Source organism: Ostreiculturibacter nitratireducens, from assembly GCF_032670585.1.
GTDB lineage: Bacteria > Pseudomonadota > Alphaproteobacteria > Rhodobacterales > Rhodobacteraceae > Ostreiculturibacter > Ostreiculturibacter nitratireducens.
Genome location: NZ_JAVQHL010000001.1, coordinates 1,313,965 through 1,331,874 on the forward strand (window position 1 = coordinate 1,313,965; position 17,910 = coordinate 1,331,874).

General features: G+C 65.3%; 11 protein-coding genes. 3 read left to right on the forward strand and 8 right to left on the reverse strand.

Translation table 11 applies throughout. The features are described from left to right. A complete protein-coding gene (locus ABCN56_RS06350; protein ID WP_343079914.1) occupies positions 1-771 on the reverse strand; it encodes a hypothetical protein in 771 nt (256 codons plus the stop codon). A gap of 127 nt (positions 772-898) precedes the next feature. Between ABCN56_RS06350 and ABCN56_RS06355 the strand changes: the two genes are divergently transcribed. Beyond that, a complete protein-coding gene (locus ABCN56_RS06355; protein ID WP_343079915.1) occupies positions 899-4,129 on the forward strand; it encodes a rhamnosyltransferase WsaF family glycosyltransferase in 3,231 nt (1,076 codons plus the stop codon). Between the two features lie 251 nt (positions 4,130-4,380). Here the strand turns inward: ABCN56_RS06355 and ABCN56_RS06360 are convergent, their stop codons facing one another. From ABCN56_RS06360 to rfbA, 5 genes are all read right to left on the reverse strand, one after another. Next, complete coding sequence (locus ABCN56_RS06360; RefSeq protein ID WP_343079916.1) at positions 4,381-5,463, reverse strand: GSCFA domain-containing protein; 1,083 nt, start codon at positions 5,461-5,463, stop codon at positions 4,381-4,383. Continuing rightward, complete coding sequence (locus tag ABCN56_RS06365; RefSeq protein WP_343079917.1) at positions 5,460-6,194, reverse strand: hypothetical protein; 735 nt, start codon at positions 6,192-6,194, stop codon at positions 5,460-5,462. Before ABCN56_RS06365 ends, ABCN56_RS06360 begins: the two co-directional genes overlap by 4 nt. Positions 6,195-6,210: 16 nt before the next feature. Next, positions 6,211-8,772: a glycosyltransferase gene (locus ABCN56_RS06370; RefSeq protein ID WP_343079918.1), complete on the reverse strand. Its 2,562-nt coding sequence runs from the start codon at positions 8,770-8,772 to the stop codon at positions 6,211-6,213. 51 nt (positions 8,773-8,823) lie between these two features. Further along, positions 8,824-12,198: a calcium-binding protein gene (locus tag ABCN56_RS06375; RefSeq protein ID WP_343079919.1), complete on the reverse strand. Its 3,375-nt coding sequence runs from the start codon at positions 12,196-12,198 to the stop codon at positions 8,824-8,826. A 178-nt stretch (positions 12,199-12,376) separates the two neighbouring features. Continuing rightward, positions 12,377-13,267 carry a glucose-1-phosphate thymidylyltransferase RfbA gene (gene rfbA / locus ABCN56_RS06380; protein ID WP_343079920.1) on the reverse strand — a complete coding sequence of 297 codons (891 nt, stop codon included), beginning with the start codon at positions 13,265-13,267 and terminating at the stop codon, positions 12,377-12,379. Between the two features lie 468 nt (positions 13,268-13,735). On the opposite strand from rfbA, the gene ABCN56_RS06385 reads away from it, so the two are divergent. Beyond that, positions 13,736-14,725 carry an NAD-dependent epimerase/dehydratase family protein gene (locus ABCN56_RS06385; protein ID WP_343079921.1) on the forward strand — a complete coding sequence of 330 codons (990 nt, stop codon included), beginning with the start codon at positions 13,736-13,738 and terminating at the stop codon, positions 14,723-14,725. A 13-nt stretch (positions 14,726-14,738) separates the two neighbouring features. Here ABCN56_RS06385 and ABCN56_RS06390 read toward each other — a convergent pair whose 3' ends face one another. Beyond that, a complete protein-coding gene (locus tag ABCN56_RS06390; protein ID WP_343079922.1) occupies positions 14,739-15,368 on the reverse strand; it encodes a CAP domain-containing protein in 630 nt (209 codons plus the stop codon). A gap of 152 nt (positions 15,369-15,520) precedes the next feature. On the opposite strand from ABCN56_RS06390, the gene ABCN56_RS06395 reads away from it, so the two are divergent. Then, a complete protein-coding gene (locus ABCN56_RS06395; protein WP_343079923.1) occupies positions 15,521-16,825 on the forward strand; it encodes a UDP-glucose dehydrogenase family protein in 1,305 nt (434 codons plus the stop codon). A 33-nt stretch (positions 16,826-16,858) separates the two neighbouring features. Here the strand turns inward: ABCN56_RS06395 and meaB are convergent, their stop codons facing one another. Continuing rightward, positions 16,859-17,851, reverse strand: a complete 993-nt coding sequence (gene meaB, locus ABCN56_RS06400; RefSeq protein WP_343079924.1) for a methylmalonyl Co-A mutase-associated GTPase MeaB — start codon at positions 17,849-17,851, stop codon at positions 16,859-16,861. Positions 17,852-17,910: the final 59 nt, after the last annotated feature.

Below are 17,910 nucleotides of genomic sequence, written 5' to 3' on the forward strand. Positions count from 1 at the left end.
TCAGAAATTCCCTGCGACCGCGCTTCGCCAAAGCCATTGGTCAACCAGCGTACGTTTGCCGAAAATCGACCTCACGACGGGGTTCTTCGTGTCGATGGCCCTCTCCGACTTGGCGGCGTTCACGCGTGCCTTCGAAGCTTCAAGGGCGAGGCCCGTCAGCGTATTGACCTTTGCGATTCCCGCGGCCAGGCAATCCTGCCGGATCACCAGATCGAAGCACCGCGCCGCCCGGGCGATCTCGTCGGCATGGGAGAGGGTCAGCGGATCGTGATGGGCCGTCGAAGCCCCAGGACCGCAGACGAAATACCGCGATTGGCAATTGTCGAGAAGCTGGACGCCGGCGGCCGGCAGATGCGTCAGGAAGGCGTCGAGAGCCCCCATGTCCGCGAAGTTCACCCTTCCGATGAGGTCCACGAGCCGCTGGTGCGCTTCGGACAGACCCGCATATTCCCCGCGCTTCTCCGGAAGGTTGTAGTGGTCGAGCCAGAGGATATGCGAGGCAAGATGCTCGATCGGGTCGCGGATGACGGTGAAGCGGAAGAACGGGCGGGAGGTCGTCTTGGCCAGCTCGCTCCAGAGCCGCAGGTAGACGTGGCCGGAGACGAAATCAACGCCTCCCTCGTCGACCGCACTGCGGAGCAGTTCGGCATTCGGAAGACGCATCTCGATATGGTCGACGGCCCTCGCCTCTCCGAGCGTGTCGCGGAAGAGGGAGTTGACGTAGGACCCGGCCGTCTTCGCGATGTGCATGAAGAAGATCGCGCGCTGCATTTGCCGGGGCCCCTGCCATGTCCAATCCGGTCCAGCGTGGCACGTATTCGTTAACCTTAACCTAACCTCCCTCCTCCTAGGGTCCCGAAGTGCCTGCCGACCTGACCGACACGGAGGGAGAAGCCCCATGCGACCAGTGACGAACGCGAAACTCCGTGACCTCCTTTTCGACCGCTTCCATTACGCGCAGGTTTCGGGCCAGTCGGGCACGGAAGTGGAGTTGCGTCGGCACTTCTCGGAAGTTGGCTCTGCCGCTGGCCTTTCGCCGAGTCCTCTGTTCGCTCGTGAATGGTATGCCCGCGCGTATCCGGACGTCTCCGCGCAAAGCCTCGACGGGTTCGAGCATTTCCTTGCGTATGGCAGCAAGGAACGGCGAAGCCCCGGGCCGCTCTTCGACGCGGAATGGTACGCTTCCCGGCGCGGCACGGAAGGCAAGCCCGTCGAGCCGCTGCTGCATTACCTGACGATCGGTGCCCGGGCTGGTTTCCGGCCGCATCCCCTGTTCTGGTCGGACTGGTATCGGGAGACCTACCTTTCCAAAGGCGATGCGGGCCAGGAGCCGCTGACGCACTACCTTTCCGAAGGCTGGCGGCAGGGCGATCGGCCGAACCCTCTCTTCGACCCCGATTTCTACGCCGCGACCCATATGCGCGACACGACGACGCCGCGCGAGCCCCTGGCACATTTCCTCGCGCTCGCGCCCGGAAACCCGGCCCTGTCTCCCCACCCGCTTTTCGATGGCGAATTCTACCTGAACGCCTTGGCCGCACGCGGACGCATTCCCGAGCGGAGCGCCTTCGAGGACTACCTCTGCGCCGGCGACGACCCGGCGCGGCCGGCGCCACATCCGCTCTTCGATCCGGCGTTTTACCGCAGGGCCTGTGGCGTGGCTCTTTTCGATCAGCCCGCCCTCGCGGAATATGTCGCGCGCGGACCATCGTCGCCGATCGATCCGAACCCGCTGTTTTCCAAGAGGTTCTACTACGACAACGCGCCCGACGTGCGGGCCTCCGGCCAGGATGCCCTCGCTCACTATGTCACTGCCGGGAAGTCGGAGCCGCGGCCATTCCACCCGCTCTTCGATGTGTCGCACTACCGCGCCGGTCTCGACGACCCGGAGGCCCCCAGCCTCCTTCACTACATCGAAAGCGGTTTCGAGATGGGGCGGACCATTCGAAAGACCGAAACGCCAGACACCCTCGCCAGAGGTTTCCCAGGAACGCGGCGCGTGCTCGAAATCCCGCGCGATGACCCGCTCATCGCGCCGGAAGAAGCGAGCCCTGATACTTCTGGCCAGATCGGCGTCTTCGCGCACATCTTCTACCCGGATCTCGCGGAGGAGATGTTGGGCTACGCCAACAAGGCTCCGCGCGGGCGGACACGGCTGTTCATATCGACCGACACGGCATCGAAGGCCCGCGAGATCGAGGCGGCCTGCCTGCGACATGCCCGCCATCCGTACGAGATACGCATCACCCCGAATCGCGGGCGGGACATCGCGCCGATGATCTCGGGCTATCGCGACCGTCTGGCCGAGGTCCGGTTCGCCGTCCATATCCACTCGAAAAAGTCGCGCCACTACGCGAAGGAGTTCACCGCCTGGCGACGGCACCTCTTCGAAGGCACGCTCGGCTCGGAGCAGCTCGTCGCCAACATCCTCGACATCCTCGCGACCGAAGGGATCGGCGCCTACGCGCCTGACCATTTCGGCCCGATACTTCCGCTGATCCAGTGGGGTGGCAATTTCGAAACCGCTCGAGCGCTTGTCCGGATGATGGGGCACGAGTTGCAGAGGGAGGCGCCGCTCGACCTGCCCTCGGGCTCGATGTTCTGGTTCCGAACGGAAGCGCTCGCACCACTTCTGACGCTTGGCCTCACGCCGCTGCACTTCGATCCGGAAACGGGCCAGACCGACGGCACGCTGGCGCACGCGATCGAGCGCATCTTCTTTCACACGGTCGAGATGGCGGGGTTCGCCCACGTGACGGGCAGAGTGACGTCGAAGCATGGAGCCGCAGGCATTGATCGCGCCGCGCTCCGCTGCCACGGCAACCGGCTTCTGCCGACGCCGCGCGACCTCGGCGTCGAAAGGCACTACATCGCGCATTGCCGCCACTTCCTGGCGATGTGCTCGACGATCGATCGGCCGAGGCTCAATCTCCTGATCCCGACCGGTGACACGAGCCGTGCCTACGCGGGCGTCGCCACCGCACTCGACGTCTTTCACGCGACGCGCTCGGAACTGGGGCTGGACTGGGACGCGCGTCTGATCTTCACCGACGCCGCCCCGGGCAATCAGTACATTCCGCCGGAAGGTTTCCGGGTCACATCCTGGCGTGACGAGGACCATGCCCACGAAGACCTGGTCCTCGACGGTTCGCGGCGCGAGATCTTTCCACTCCCGGTCCGGAACAACGATGTCTTCCTCGCCACGGCATGGTGGACGGCGCATGTCGGCCGCGATCTCATGGCGCAGCAGGATCGCATCTTCGGTAACCGCGCGCGCAGGCTCGCCTATCTCATCCAGGACTTCGAGTGCGGATTCCACCCGTGGTCAACGGAATGGGCGCTGTGCGATGCAACCTACGGCGAGCCGAAACGGACGATCCCGATATTCAACACCGCCATACTCGCAGACTTCTTCCACACGGAGGGGTATTTCCGCGGAGGTCACGTCCTCCTGCCGGGCATCAACGGCGACTTCGCGGCGGCCATCCGGCGAGGCTGTGCCAAGGAGCGGATAGTTCTTCTTTACGCCCGCCCCCATGCGGAGCGGAACTGTCTCTCCTTCCTGGACATGCTGGTGAGGCAGCTTCAGGATGAGGCACCTGCCCTGTGGTCCAGGTGGCGTTTCATCGCGATCGGAGAGAACTTCGCGTCGGAGGCGCTGCGATGCGGCGCCCGAATCGAGATCGCCGGGCGGCTGACGCTCGCCGATTACGCTGAACTCGCGTCCCGGGCCGCCCTCGGGATGTCCCTCATGGTATCTCCGCATCCCAGCTATCCGCCGATGGAACTGGCCGAGGCCGGCGTGAGGGTCCTGACGAACATGCACGGATCCCGTGATCCCGCCATTCTCCATGAGAACCTCCACGGTTTTCCGGCATTCGACCTCCGGGCCGTGGCGGCCCGCGTCACGACGATGGCCCAAGACTTCGAAAAGCACCCGGACATGGGCTGGAACGCGAAGCCCAAGGTCGACTGGTTCTTCGGGGGGCGGTCGAACCTGCCGGCAACCGCGGCGAACCTGGCTTCGGAGTTGCGTGCCTCGGTGGAAGATCGGAGCGGAGACAGCACCGCCAGTCCCGCCGGCGGGCCAGAAACCGGAATTCTGCGGCTTCTGCATGGAAAGGGCTGAGCGATCTCAGGCAGCATCTCCCCGGTGACCGAAGCCGTCCCGGCTGGAGTTCTCCCGTCGTCGGTCACCCCGCACCGACACGCCGACGCCGGGTCAACGCCCTGTGAATAACAGCGTTGGAAAGTCCTGGTGCGAAGGCGAAGCTGGAAACGACGCGCAGGGCGCATCGTCGCAGTCACACGATCGGTGACGGTGCCGAAACTCGCCGTCAGCCCTCACGCGCGATTTCCACGCACCGCGGCGCGCCGCCGCTATCGGTTCGCGATCGCTTCCTCGTCGCAGAGTATCCTCAGGCAGTTCTCCAGGTCAGCAACGTGCTCACGGGTCTGGGTCGCCGCAGAGCCGTCCGAAGCCTCGCCACCGGCACGGCCTTCACCCGCGAAATGTCTGAAGAATAGCCGCATCACGTGATCCACGCCGTCCGGAAGAACCTCACGGCAATCCTCACCGAAATATCTTCCGCGGACATGCGGGGCCGTGATGATTTCGTAGGAGGGGAAATAGACGGAGCCCGGCACCAATCGGGTCACGCGTTCCGCGGCCAGCCGGAGCACCGACTTCGACCATGCCGATGAGACGTAGACATGTCTGGGCTCCATGGTCGCATTCAGCGGGACGGGCGAAACCGTCAGAATGAACCGAATGGTCGGATTGACCGCCCGTATGGCCGCCAGCGCCGCAAGAAGATCAGCCAGCGTTTCTTCAAGGTCGAAATTGAGGAAACGCACCTCGCCCGGACGATAGCGCCCCCCCGCGACGCCCGGAGCGAGCGGGAACACTGCGCCGTCTCGGACATCTGCCCAGCACTCCGTTAGGCCCAGTGTGAAGACGAACACGTCCATGTTTTCGAATGCGGAACGCACTGCGGCGAAATGGCTTTCGCGGTCGGCCAGAAGCTCGGCTTCCGACACGAAACCCTCCGGCTGGATTTGCGGCCGGAATGGGTCAATCACGCGCTCGGTCCGGTCCTTCGGCCAGAACGCGGCAAGTGGCCGGAACCGGCCGTAGGCTCGATCGACAAGCTGGCGGAGCTGGCGTGTCGTATAGATGTTGCCGTAGCGGGCGGAGAACATGCCGTAATTGAACCGTTCGGCCAAATCGGGATCGACGAACGCAGGCGCCGGCTCGGTGATGAGATGGTTGAAGCCCGAATTCGAAAGGCGTCGCGCCACGTGCTGGGCAAAGCAGCTGCCGGCAGTCACGACTTTGTCCTCCGGCGTTATGTGGAACGGCACGTCTGACACCGGATCGAACGCTGCGGGGTCCGCGATCCCCGGCTCGTGCTTCCAGAATTGGCGGTCTGGCAGGCCGACGTAGGGGTGTCGCGGGTTCATGCGGCAAGCGCCTCCCGCGCGCGAATCTGATCTACCACCAGGCGGCCATAGGCGGCATTGCCATGTGTTGGATCGTTGGCCCAGTAATCCCGCCCAAGGAAGCCGCCCGCATCGCAAGCCTGCATCGGCGGGTCGAGAAAGACCGCTCCATTTCGCGCGGCGCGTGCCGCGTAGATGTCCCGTTGAAGCCTGTGCAGAGCCAGACGCAAATCATGCGGCGCGAACCCCATGTGCAGGCGCGACCTGAACACGCCGGGATGTCGAGCCAGGTGCGTTTCATCGGCGATGGGGGGCGGTGCGCAGAGGTAGAAGAACCGTGCTTCGCAGAAATGCTCGTGGATTGCTTCGGCATGGCTCAACAGCCGATCGATCCTCCGTTCGAAGTGCAACCGCATCAGGTCATGCGGGACGAACAAGCGTTTCGGGGGAGCAGGAACCGAGCCCAAGGTGGGGTCGCCCATCCGGATCGGCTGCGGCAGTTCCAGGAGGCCGAAAATGTTGTGAAAATTTCCCCCGAGGGACAGACAGACGACCTTTGGACAGGACCCGGTGATTGCCGAGAGATCGAGCCGATTCGCCTTCACGTCGAAAATGCCCGGCTCGCGATTGAGGGCAAGGACGCGGATCTGCCTGCGATCCGCGTCGTCGAGCGCACGGTCGATGGCCTCGACATGGCTCATTCCGACCACGAGAATGCTTTCAGACATAACTGTGTTCTCCTTGAGCGCCACAACTGCCCAAATCGTCTCACGCGGCTGGTAAACGGACGGTTTCAGGACTTGCCGTTCCTATAGCCAGTGGCATCGAAGCGGCCGGTTTCAGAAGGCCATCCTGGCGCCATGCATCGATCAGGACCTCGGCGTGCGGCGCGTCAGGGTCAAACCGAACCGGGCGTCCGTTCGGCGTTTCGCGCACGGCCTCCCCCTGGCCTCCAAGATCGAATGCATAGGTGGGAAGCCCGGTCGCGATCGCCTCGCGCGCCGTGAAAGAGAACGTCTCGGGCCAGATCGACGGAATGAGCCAGAGACCCACTTCGTAACGGGCCGCGAGGAGCGGAAGATCTTCCGGGCGGTAGCTTCCATGCACATGGACGCCGGCGGGAAGGCGATAGGCCGGATCGGCGTTCCCGATGACGACGATTGCGAGATCCCCGGAGAGAGCCGCGGGACTTCGCGCGAGTTCCCCTACAACAGCTATTCCCTTCTGCCAGCCGATGTTGCCGAGAACGCCCACGTTGAGACGCCCTCCCTCGGGCACGCGCGCGCGCGCCGGCACGTGCAAGGGCGCGTGGGGCCGGACGACGATGCGGGCAGCGACCTCCGGATAGGCCTCCGCCACGATTTCCCGCCCGCTTTCGGCGAACACAGTCACAGATTCCGCGGCATCGAGCAGCCGCCCCCACGCGGCGCGCCATCGGCGAAGCGTCACTCGTCCGCCATCGGGCCGCCGGGACAGATGCGCCGGGTCTTCGTCATCGGCGGCGGGCACGCCGCGATAGCGCCCGGCTGCGCCCAGCAGGCAATAGGACGGACTGAGCGGGAAGAAATCGTGGATCAGTATTTCGACCCTGTCGCGCTCGTCCCTTCGCAACGAGAGTATCTGATCCGGCAGAGCGATGGGATCGGGATGGCCGACACCGTTCGAATAGATGATCCGCCGCCGCAGCGCTGGAGCGAGGAGGTGGTCGACGTCGCGCCAGTTATCCGTGTCGATCCGCGACGCACCCACCGGCATGTGCAGTTCCACCCGGCAGAGCGCCGGACCTCCGAACCTCAGCACCACCGCGGCGAGGCCCTCTTCGGTCACGTGCCGCAACCGCCGGGCCAGATCCATCTCCGCCCCGCCACCAAGGCTGTGCGCGACATAGATATCAAGCGCCTTTCCGCTCGCCTCCTGTCGTGCGGCCGCAAGTGCAATGCCCAATGCCAGACGCGCGTCCCCGAGAGGGTCCGTGCGGATGAAGCCCTGCACCTCCGCGTCATAGCCCGGGTAACGGCGCGCGACGATCGCGTTATGCTCGGCAATCAGCCGCGCCTTTTCCGTATTCCCGAAACTCTGCCCGCCGCGGTGTTCGACGAAAAGCGCCGGCTGACACAGGTGCCGCCCCCCTGCGAGGCGGGTTCGTTGGCACCAGTCGACCTCTTCGCCGTAACCGCGCCCGAAAGCTGGGTCGAAGGCCGGAAACCGCCGCAGGAAGTCGATGTTCATCGCCATGCAAAAGCCGACGCCGGTGGGTGCATCCACCGGACCGGCGTGGACATTGATCCGGCGCGCGGCGGCGTCAATGGCCTGCGCCTCTCCCGGAGCCAGCGGTCGCGGCCTGCACGCGACCGGAACCGAAAATATCTCGGCATCGTTGGACATCGGCGTGACGCTGGCAACACGTCTGTCGTCGAGGATCGGCGCAAGGAGGCGCGCGACCCAGCCGCGTGGCACCATCGCGTCGGAGTTGACGAGGACAACATGGTCATCATGAGCCAGCGCCTCTGCGAGGCCCCGGTTCGCCGAGCCCACGAAACCCAGGTTTTTCGGGTTCTCGATCAGCGTCACCGCGCCGGCGGGGGCATTGTCGCGAAATCCCCTCAGAAAGGGGCGCATCCGGGCGTCAGTCGATGCATCCTCGACAAGGATCAGGCGCCAGGGAAGATCCGTATTGGCCAGGATACGCGACAGGGCTTCCCGCGTCAGGTCGAAGGCGTTGTAGACGGGCATGACCAGCGTCACCTTTGACGACCTCCGACTCGGCGTCTTGCCCGTCACAAAAAGGCCCGTCCGGATCTTGGGACACCCCGCCGGCGCGGCGCCCTCCAGACCCAGCCTGCGCTTGACCGCTGCCCGATCGGAAGGATGGCGCCAGAGCGCCCATCGCAGGACTGCGGGCGCACTTCGCAGAAGGCCCACCATGAAGACCACGCGCGTCCGGATTTCCGCGATCAGAACCCGGCGGCGTGGAAACGCGGGCACTTTTCGTCCGACCGCCCCTCGTCGGGTTTCGACCGAGATCCGCAAGGCGCTGCGGTTCGCGGGCAAATCCACTTCGAACCCGACAGGCCCGTTCCCCGCGCCGCGATCGACCACGTCCTGCCTCCATATCCATGGAGCGACTTCCCGGCGCGCGGTTTCATCCTCGACGACCACCCTTTCGCAATCGGCCCAGCCCGAAAGATGCAGCCGGTCGCCGCGCAGTTGACAGGATTCGACACGACCGATCAGGGCTCCATCCGCCCCGGCAATGTCGAAACCGTCCCGGGCGCAGCGGAAATGAATGCAGGCGAAACGGCGGTAGAGGCGGCGGATTCGGGTCATCATGCCAGCGAGCTAACGCGATGATGGTTAAGCCCCGATTATCGCGGCCCGGCTTCAGAGGAAGGAAATGTCATCCAGAAGGAGCCCGGGCTCCCAGATCCCGAGGAGGAGCATCCTGTTTCCGCCGCCGAAATCGAGGAGGGTCCCCGAAGGCGTCACCGTCGCGAAATCCAGGATATCGGCCGGGTCCGCCAGCGCGATCCCCAGCGCTGCCCGGTCCAGAAACACGGTGTCCTCGTCGTCGGCGAAGTCCGTGATCGTGTCCGTTCCGCCGTTGAAGATGAAGCTATCCGCACCCGAGCCACCGGTCAGCGTGTCATTGCCCGCGCCCCCGTCGAGGCTGTCGTTGCCGGCTCCTCCGTCGAGAGTGTCATTGCCACCGCGCCCGGCGATCCGGTCGGCCCCGCCGCCGCCAAGGATCGTATTCTGCGCCGCGTCGCCGCGCAGGACGTCGTCGAAGGCCGAACCGATGAAACCCTCGACGAACACGAACCGGTCGCCCGCGGCTTCGCCCGTGGAAAATACAAGGATCGCCAGGTCGAGCGTGAAGCCCTGCGCGGCGAGGCTGTAGTCCGCCCAGTCGAAGCCATCGCCCCCGTTCATGTAGTCCATGCCGGGCCCGCCGTTCATAACGTCGTCGCCGTCTCCTCCATAAAGGAAGTCATTGCCTCCGCGACCGACGAGAATGTCGTTCCCGCCATTCCCCGACAGGACATTCGTGCCCGAATTCCCACGCAGGATATCGCCATAGGCGCCGCCGAAGATGTCTTCGATCAGGTAATAGGTGTCTCCCGCCGCTTCGCCGGTGTTTAGATGTGTGAGCATGAGGTCGACGGTGATGGATTGCGGCGCGAGCGCATGGTCCACCCGGTCCTTGCCCGCCCCGCCGTCAAGGTGGTCGGCCCCGGCCCCACCCATCAGGATGTCGTCCCCATCGCCGCCATAAAGCCTGTCATCGCCCTCGCGCCCCGCGATTCGATCCGCGCCCGCGCCACCTTCCAGCCGGTTGGCCCCGGAATCGCCCCGCAGCGTGTCGTCGAACGCCGAGCCCTCCAGGTTCTCGACCGAAACGTAGCTGTCGCCGGCAGCATCGCCCGTGTTCGACCGGGACACAGCCAGGTCCGCGGTCACCGCCGCGGCCGCCCCGGCGTAGGAAGCCGTGTCGGAACCCGCTCCGCCGTCGAGGCTGTCCGCGCCTTGTCCGCCTTCCAGCCGATCGTCCCCGACCCCGCCTTCGAGCGTGTCGTTGCCTGCCCCTCCGTACAGGCGGTTCGCCGCGGCGTCCCCCCGCAGCGTGTCCGAGAAAGCGCTCCCGATGAGGTCCTCGATCTCCACGAAGACGTCCCCGGCGGCTTCGCCCGTGTTTTTTCCCCGGTCGGCCAGATCCACGACAAGACCGGTCGCGGCTTGCGTGTAACTCGCCGCATCCCGACCGGCGCCGCCTTCCAGCCGGTCGCTGCCCTGACCGCCCTCCAGAACATCGTCGCCGTCCTCTCCCTGCAGCCAATCGTCTCCGCCCCGACCCGAGAGCATGTCGGCCCCGCCTCCGCCGCGGAGCTGGTTCGCGCCCGCGTCGCCGTAAAGCCTGTCGGCAAACGCCGTCCCGCGCAGGGCCTCGATCCCGCTGTAGCGATGCCCCGCCGCCAGACCCGAATTCGCGTGGAGCCCTGCCAGATCGGCCGTCACCCCCTGTGCGGCGGCGGAGTAGTCGACGAGGTCGATGCCGCCGAGGCCGTCATAGCTGTCGGCACCGCCGCTCGCCACGAACGTGTCGTCCGAGGCGCTGCCGACGAAAGCCTCGGAGGCGGAGGTCCCCTCGAGATAGCGCCCGGCGGCCGCGCCCCCTTGCGTCATCCGCGACAGGTTCAGAATGCTCCGTCCAAGGAAATCCTGCGCGGTCAGGGGCTCGAGCGTGTTCGAGACGATCTCGATAACCTCGTCGCCGTAGGTGATCGTCACACCGTTGGCGGTCGTGACGAAGCCCAGCTGGGAAAGGTTTCGCAGCATCGCGAAGGCGGAAAGATCAAGCGTGTCGCGGGTAATGTCGAAATCGGTGATCCGATCGGTCTGACCATCTGCCGCAAGCACGAAGACGTCGTTGCCCGCGCCACCCGTCATCACGTCCGCACCGGCGCCGTCCATCAGGATGTCGTCGCCAGCGCCACCGCTGAGCGTATCGTTGCCGCCGCCGCCGAAGACGATGTCGTCGAGAGAAGCGCCGGACAGGGTTTCCGCGGCGGCGGTCCCGCTCAGGGTCAGCCCCTCCGATGCCAGAGAGATACGGAACTGGGTGATCCCTGCTTCGGACCCGCTTGCCGCGAAGACCTGGAGTTCCCCGCCGACAACCGTTGCCGCGATCGCGGTGACCTTGGCCAACGCGGTCTGGGCGCCGTCCGAAACCGTGGCGACTTGAAAGAGGCGGCCACCCGGAAGAAGGCGAAAGACGCTGATGCCGTCATCGCCGCCGCCGGCGATGACGTAAGCGCGTCCGGCATGTTCCACGACCTCGATCGCGGTGACGTTAAGGAAGCGCGTGGCCTGGTCGTCGATGACGTGATCTACGGCCCGAAGCGATCCATCGGCGGCCAGTGCGAAGACGGAAAGCGAAGACGAGTCACGGGCCGCGAGGATGGCATAGGTCTGCCCGGCGACGGTCACCGTCTCGAGCGCGCTCGGCGTGGTGATCCCGATCCCGTCGGCGGAGCCCCTAGTATCGACCAGAACGGGCGTCCCGTCCGCGCCGATGCGGTAGCTCGATAGTCCGTTGGTTCCCGGACTTGCGACAAAGAGAAAGGTCTGGCCGTCGAAGACATGCATCTCTGCGACGGCTCCGGCTGCGAAGTCGCCAGGCTGCGGTGTCGGCGCCGACCTGGCTGCGACGCTGCCGCCCGAACCGATCGTGTAGACCGTGAGAGCCGGGGCATCCTTCTGCGTCGCGTATACATGGATCTTGTCACCGATGGTCGCCGTTCCGATGATCGCCATTCCCGGGGGCAGATCGAACGTCGAAAGCTGCGTCCCGGCGGCGAGGTCGACGCCCGCTCCGGTGATTTCGAAAAGGCCCGCCCCCGGTCCGATGTCTCCAAGCGTCACGACGGCCGATGCTCCCGGCAGGTCGAACTCGGCGATCCGCGCCCCGCCGGGGGGCGCCGCGGCCACCGGCAGGGTCATCCTGTCGATGAAAGCGATCTGTGCCCCCGCGGCAAGCCGGTAGGCAGAGATGACGCCGCCGTCGAAGGTGGCCGAAACAAGTACCGGCCCCTGCCCCGTCTGAACGATCTCCAGATCGGACAGGCCCGAAACGTAATATGACTGGTCGCCCGCATAGGTGGCGACGGTATTGACCCGCAGCAAACCCCAACCCCCGGACAGCACACCCCTGTGCCAGACCGAGACTCGGCGCCGATGCTGAACATGACCTTTCGCCATTGTGGCGAAAAAGGATCATTTCCGGAAAATGCTCTTCGCTCGGCAGCTTCGCTTCAGCTCTTCCCTTGGAAAGCGGTCGTTCCCCAAGAGCGGGCTGGAGTACGGCAATCTCTGGTTCCAGGACTTGCCGACAAGGTCGAGCACGTGGCGCGACTAGAGCGCGAAGGTGACGCCCGGATCAGGCCTGCTCCAGGAGACGGTCGAGATAGCCCCCATAGGCATTCTTTCCGAACATGGCCGCGCGATGGGCAAGCTGCTGGCTGTCGATCCAGTGGTTCGAGAAGGCGATCTCGTCCGGGCTGCCGGATTGCAGACCCTGCCTCTCCTCGAGTGTCCTCACGAAGTTTCCGGCGTCCAGCAGGCTGGCATGGGTCCCGGTGTCGAGCCAGGCGTAACCGCGGCCCATCTTCTCGACAGTGAGAAGCCCATCCTGCAGGTAGCTTTCGAGTAGCGTCGTGATCTCGAGTTCACCGCGTGACGAAGGCCGCACGTCACGCGCGCGGGAAGGCGCGGACCCGTCGAGGAAATAGAGCCCGGTGACCGCGAAGTCGGACGGAGGTTGCGCGGGCTTCTCGACGATACCGGCCGCCTTGCCGGCGTGGTCGAAAGCCACGACCCCGTAGCGTTCGGGATCGGCCACCCGGTAGCCGAAGACCGTGGCACCGGTTCTTCGGGCGTCGGCGACGGAGAGAAGCTCGAGAAATCCGTGCCCGAAGAAGATGTTGTCGCCAAGGACCATCGCCGAACCCGCGCCTTCGAGGAAGTCCTCGGCAAGCACATAGGCCTGCGCGAGTCCCTCCGGCTTCGGCTGGACGATGTAGGTGAACCGGACGCCCCACTGGCTTCCGTCCCCCAGCAGCCTCTGGAACGCTCCCCGGTCTTCCGCAGTCGTGATCACCGCGATCTCGCGAATCCGGGCCAGCATGAGAACCGACAGCGGATAGTAGACCATCGGCTTGTCATACACCGGAAGGAGCTGCTTCGAAACGCCGAGCGTGATCGGGTAGAGGCGGGAGCCGGTTCCCCCGGCAAGAATGATGCCCTTGCGCTCGGATGCGGCCTGGATCATCGCCCGCCCTCCTTCCGATCGAGGACGAGCAGAGGTTCACGGCCTCTGCCCGCGGAACCCGAAACGCATGGAGGCACCGCGTGCCCGGCGGAACCGTTGTTCAGGCACCAGCGCGGCGAGGGCCCCTTTCGTCGACAGAGCATGGAATTGGGAGAGCTTCGGCCGGGCGCGCCGGGAACTTCGTTTGCCGTGGTGTCCATCGCAGCTCTCCCATTCTGGTACGAAACCGGACCAGCCATGGCGGGCCTCCGGCGCGCCCATCGGGACAGAATAAGGTTGACATATCGCTAACGGGAACCGGCGCTCCGGCCAATCCTTCGCATGGGACGTCACCAGGTGATGGCCCCCGCAAGGCTCCTTTAACCATCGCGATTCTAGGCTGTGGTGGACCGGCGCGGGCGGCGCCGAGGGAGAGAGTTGCGCGATGCTGGCACAGCCCGGAATGGCCACGGCGAGGGGTAATGGCCGATGAGAATGATCATCACCGGCGGCCTTGGGTTCATCGGTCAGAACCTGGTCGCACATCTGCGGCGGCGCTTTCCTGGGGCAAGCCTGTGGGCGATCGACCGTGACCCGGATGCGCAACCTTGGGAGCTGCCATGTTACGATCGGATCCTGCGCGCCTGTTTCGCGGATGACCACGTGCTGCAATTCTATGACCAAGCGGACGTGGTCGTTCACCTTGCGGCCGAAACGTCAGTCCAGGCTTCGGTGGCTGGTCCCGGGGAAACCTTCAGAAACAACGTGGTGAAAACGCAGAAGTTGCTGGAACGGTTGCGCCGGTTCGCCCCTCGGACGCACTTCGTGTTCGCCTCAACCGGCGGGGCGCTCGCCGGCGACGGACAGTCGGATGCCGTCGATGAAACGCTGTTGCCACAACCCATGTCTCCCTACGGCGCATCGAAGCTTGCGGTGGAGGGATTTCTGACGGCGTATCGCGGCTCCTACGAGCTCAGGTCCGCCACCCTGCGTTTTTCCAACGTCTACGGCCCCTTCGGCTTGCGAAGTCACGGCGTAATTCCGTCTTTCTGCCGCATGGCGCTGACGACGGGGCGGCTGATCGTGAATGGTGATGGCGCGCAGACGCGTGACTTCGTCCATGCGGAAGACATCTCGGAAGCCATCGCCCGGGTGATCGAAATTCGCGCGGAAGGGGTCTACCAGCTTGGCACTGGCGTCGCGACCTCGGTTCTGGAGGTTGCGGGGATATTGCGAAGATCGCGGCCCGAGTTGGGTCTTCGGGTGGCTCACCGCCCCGGCTTCGGCGCCGAGATCCGGCACAGTCTGTCGGACATCACGAAAGCGCGGCGGGATCTCGGTTTCACCCCGCGGCACCGGCTGGACGACGGCATCCGCGCGACGCTGGAGTGGTTCGAGCGAAACGCATCCCTCCAACATCCGTGGCTTGACGACATCAAGGGGGCAGATCAACCCCGGCGCTTGTGGGCCGTCGGCTGACGCCCGCGACGCGTCAGCCTGCGAAGTTCTGCGACAGGAAGAAGCGACCGCAATAGGGGGCCCGTGCCGCGAAGCCCGCGCCCGACCCGACCATCGAGACCCTTCGGTCGAGCAGGTTTTCGCGGTGTCCCTTCGACGTTGCCCACATGTTCACGATGAATTTCGCAAGGCTGGCATATGTATGAGCCCCGACGGGCTTGCCGCCGGATGTCTCGAAACGGCACGCGCTTTCACTTCTGATGCGGAAAGTACCGCCTTCGAGGGCGAAGCGCTGTACCATTCCGATATTCTCGGACGCGGCCCTGAAACGGACCCCCGACCGCTTCATCCGGGCCTTGAGCGTCGATTGCCCTGCGACCCTCGATTTGTGGGACACGGTTTGCGCCCGCGCCATCCATTTGGCATGCGTTTCCGCAATGCCTGCCAACGCCGGCGATCCGGACAGCGGCCCGCTGCCCGCCTTGCAGCGGTGATAGTTCACCTCGGCCCTGATCGTCGCGTCGATCAGGCGCTGATCTATGCCGACCTCGGGGCGTATCAACCTGTCCGATCCAGCAACCTCGGCCACCGAACAGGCCAGGGCGCCCCCTGCCGGGGCAATCCAGACAAGTATTGCGAAAAAGACCCCCGCGACCTTGGCCATCACTGATTTCCACCCCGCAACCTATCGCGCTCGACGCCGACGGTATTCCTTCATTCCGGCAAAACCTTGTCGCGCGGGCCCGTTTCAGGCAAGCGTTGACATCCGTCTTCGCTTTGCCCAATTCGGAACGAAATATCCACGAGGACCGGTTTATGAAGATCGCTGTGATCGGGACGGGCTATGTCGGGCTCGTCTCTGGGGTTTGTTTCTCGGATTTCGGGCACGACGTGGTCTGCGTCGACAAGAATCCGCAGAAGATCGCGATGCTGCAGGACGGGAAGATCCCGATCTACGAACCGGGCCTTGACGATCTCCTCGCGCGGAACGTCGCCGCCGGACGCCTGTCGTTCTCGCAGGATCTCGCGAGGGCCGTCGACGGCGCCGATGCCGTCTTCATCGCCGTCGGCACGCCGACGCGGCGCGGGGACGGCCATGCGGATCTGACCTACGTGATGGCCGCTGCCGAGGAGATCGGTGCCGCTCTGACCGGTTACACGGTCGTTGTGACCAAATCGACGGTGCCCGTCGGCACGAACCGCGCAGTCGCCCGGGCCATCGCGAATGTCAGGCCGGACGCTGAGTTCGACGTGGCCTCCAACCCGGAATTCCTGCGCGAGGGCGCCGCGATCGACGATTTCATGCGCCCCGACAGGGTCGTCGTCGGTGTCACATCCGAACGCGCAAGGGACGTCATGGGCGGCATCTACCGCCCCCTGTTCCTGCGTGACTTCCCCATCCTCTACACCGGTCTCGAGACGGCCGAGATGATCAAGTATGCCGCAAACGCCTTCCTCGCGACGAAGATCACCTTCATCAACGAAATCGCCGCCCTCTGCGAAAGGGTCGGCGCCGACGTGAAAGATGTGTCCAAGGGCATCGGTCTGGACGGCCGGATCGGAAACAAGTTCCTGCATGCGGGGCCGGGCTATGGCGGCTCGTGCTTCCCGAAGGACACCCGCGCGCTCGCCCGCATCGGACAGGAGAACGGGGTTCCGATGCAGATCACCGAGACGGTGATCAAGGTGAACGACGAGGTGAAGCGCCGGATGATCGAGAAGATCGTCGATCTCTGCGAAGGCTCCGTGAACGGCAAGTCCATCGCGGTTCTGGGCGTGACCTTCAAGCCCAACACCGATGACATGCGCGATGCGCCTTCGCTGACCATCGTACCCTCGCTCGTCGGCGGCGGCGCAAAGGTGCGCGTTGTGGACCCGCAGGGCCGACGCGAGGGAGAAGCACTGCTTCCGAGCGTCGCCTGGATGGATGACGCCTACGAGGCGGCGAAGGATGCGGACTGCGTCGTCATCCTGACGGAATGGAACGAGTTCCGTGCGCTCGACCTGAAGCGTCTCGCTTCCGGGATGGCTGCGCCCCGCATGGCCGACCTGCGCAACGTCTACAGCGCGAAGGATGCGCAGGCCGCCGGTTTCACCGACTACGTCGGCGTCGGCCGCTGAACCCGGCGCGGGGCCTCAAGTCCCCGCCCGGCGTCAGACGGCACCTCTTTCCTCATCAAGGATCGACAGAACCTCGCTCGCCGCAGCGGCGGGATCGGCATGCCCCTCCGCGACTGCGAGCCCGAGTGACACCATTCTTTCCCGCAACGCCGGGTCGGCCTTCAGCCGGGCAAGCATTCCCTGGCGCACTTCCTCCTCGAACCAGTGCTGGCGCTGCGCGCTCCGCCGGGTCTCCCAGTGACCTTCCGCCTTCCTCCAGCCGGCGAGGGCGGACATTTCCTCCCACGCGGCTTCGAGCCCCGTCTCTTCCTGCGCGGAAACGGTCATGGCCTTCGGGAAACCCTCCGGGTCCGCTTCGCGTTTTCGAAGCAGGCGCAGCGCGCCAGCGTAGTCCGCGCAGGTTCGGATTGCGGTCGGTTTCAGATCGCCGTCCGCCTTGTTGACGAGGATGAGATCCGCGATCTCCATGATCCCGCGCTTCACGCCCTGAAGCTCGTCGCCACCGGCCGGCGCGAGGAGAAGGACGAAGATATCGCTCATCTCTGCCACGAGCGTCTCCGACTGGCCGACGCCCACCGTTTCGATCAGCACGACGTCGAAGCCGGCCGCCTCGCACAGGCGCACGGCTTCCCGCGTGCGCCGCGCGACGCCGCCAAGCTGCGCCTGGCTCGGCGAGGGTCGGATGAAGGCCCGCGGATCGCGCGCCAGCCGTTCCATTCGGGTCTTGTCACCAAGGATCGAGCCCCCCGACCGCGCGGAGGACGGATCGACGGCCAGAACGGCGACGCGCAGGCCCTTGCCGGTCAACATCGTCCCGAAGGCCTCGATGAAGGTCGACTTGCCGACGCCCGGCGTGCCCGACAGCCCGATCCGCAGCGCCTCCCGCCCGCCCCGCGCCAGCCGTTCCAGAAGCTGCGTGGCGGCCTGCCTGTGATCGGCCCTCGCGCTTTCCACGAGCGTGATCGCACGCGCGAGAGCCCGCCGATCCCCTTCCACGACCCGCTTGGCGAGTTCGTCGATATCCATTCTCCCGGGACCCTTCCGCCTGTCTCCGCAACAACCGCCGGCGCGGCCCGGGCACCTTG

Coding starts and splice junctions, on each gene's coding strand:
- ABCN56_RS06370 (WP_343079918.1), bottom strand. CDS start 8,772: ATGATGACCCGAATCCGCCGCCTCTACCGCCGTTTCGCCTGCATTCAT.
- ABCN56_RS06360 (WP_343079916.1), bottom strand. CDS start 5,463: ATGAACCCGCGACACCCCTACGTCGGCCTGCCAGACCGCCAATTCTGG.
- ABCN56_RS06390 (WP_343079922.1), bottom strand. CDS start 15,368: ATGGCCAAGGTCGCGGGGGTCTTTTTCGCAATACTTGTCTGGATTGCC.
- ABCN56_RS06395 (WP_343079923.1), top strand. CDS start 15,521: ATGAAGATCGCTGTGATCGGGACGGGCTATGTCGGGCTCGTCTCTGGG.
- ABCN56_RS06385 (WP_343079921.1), top strand. CDS start 13,736: ATGAGAATGATCATCACCGGCGGCCTTGGGTTCATCGGTCAGAACCTG.
- ABCN56_RS06355 (WP_343079915.1), top strand. CDS start 899: ATGCGACCAGTGACGAACGCGAAACTCCGTGACCTCCTTTTCGACCGC.
- ABCN56_RS06375 (WP_343079919.1), bottom strand. CDS start 12,198: ATGGCGAAAGGTCATGTTCAGCATCGGCGCCGAGTCTCGGTCTGGCAC.
- rfbA (WP_343079920.1), bottom strand. CDS start 13,267: ATGATCCAGGCCGCATCCGAGCGCAAGGGCATCATTCTTGCCGGGGGA.
- ABCN56_RS06350 (WP_343079914.1), bottom strand. CDS start 771: ATGCAGCGCGCGATCTTCTTCATGCACATCGCGAAGACGGCCGGGTCC.
- meaB (WP_343079924.1), bottom strand. CDS start 17,851: ATGGATATCGACGAACTCGCCAAGCGGGTCGTGGAAGGGGATCGGCGG.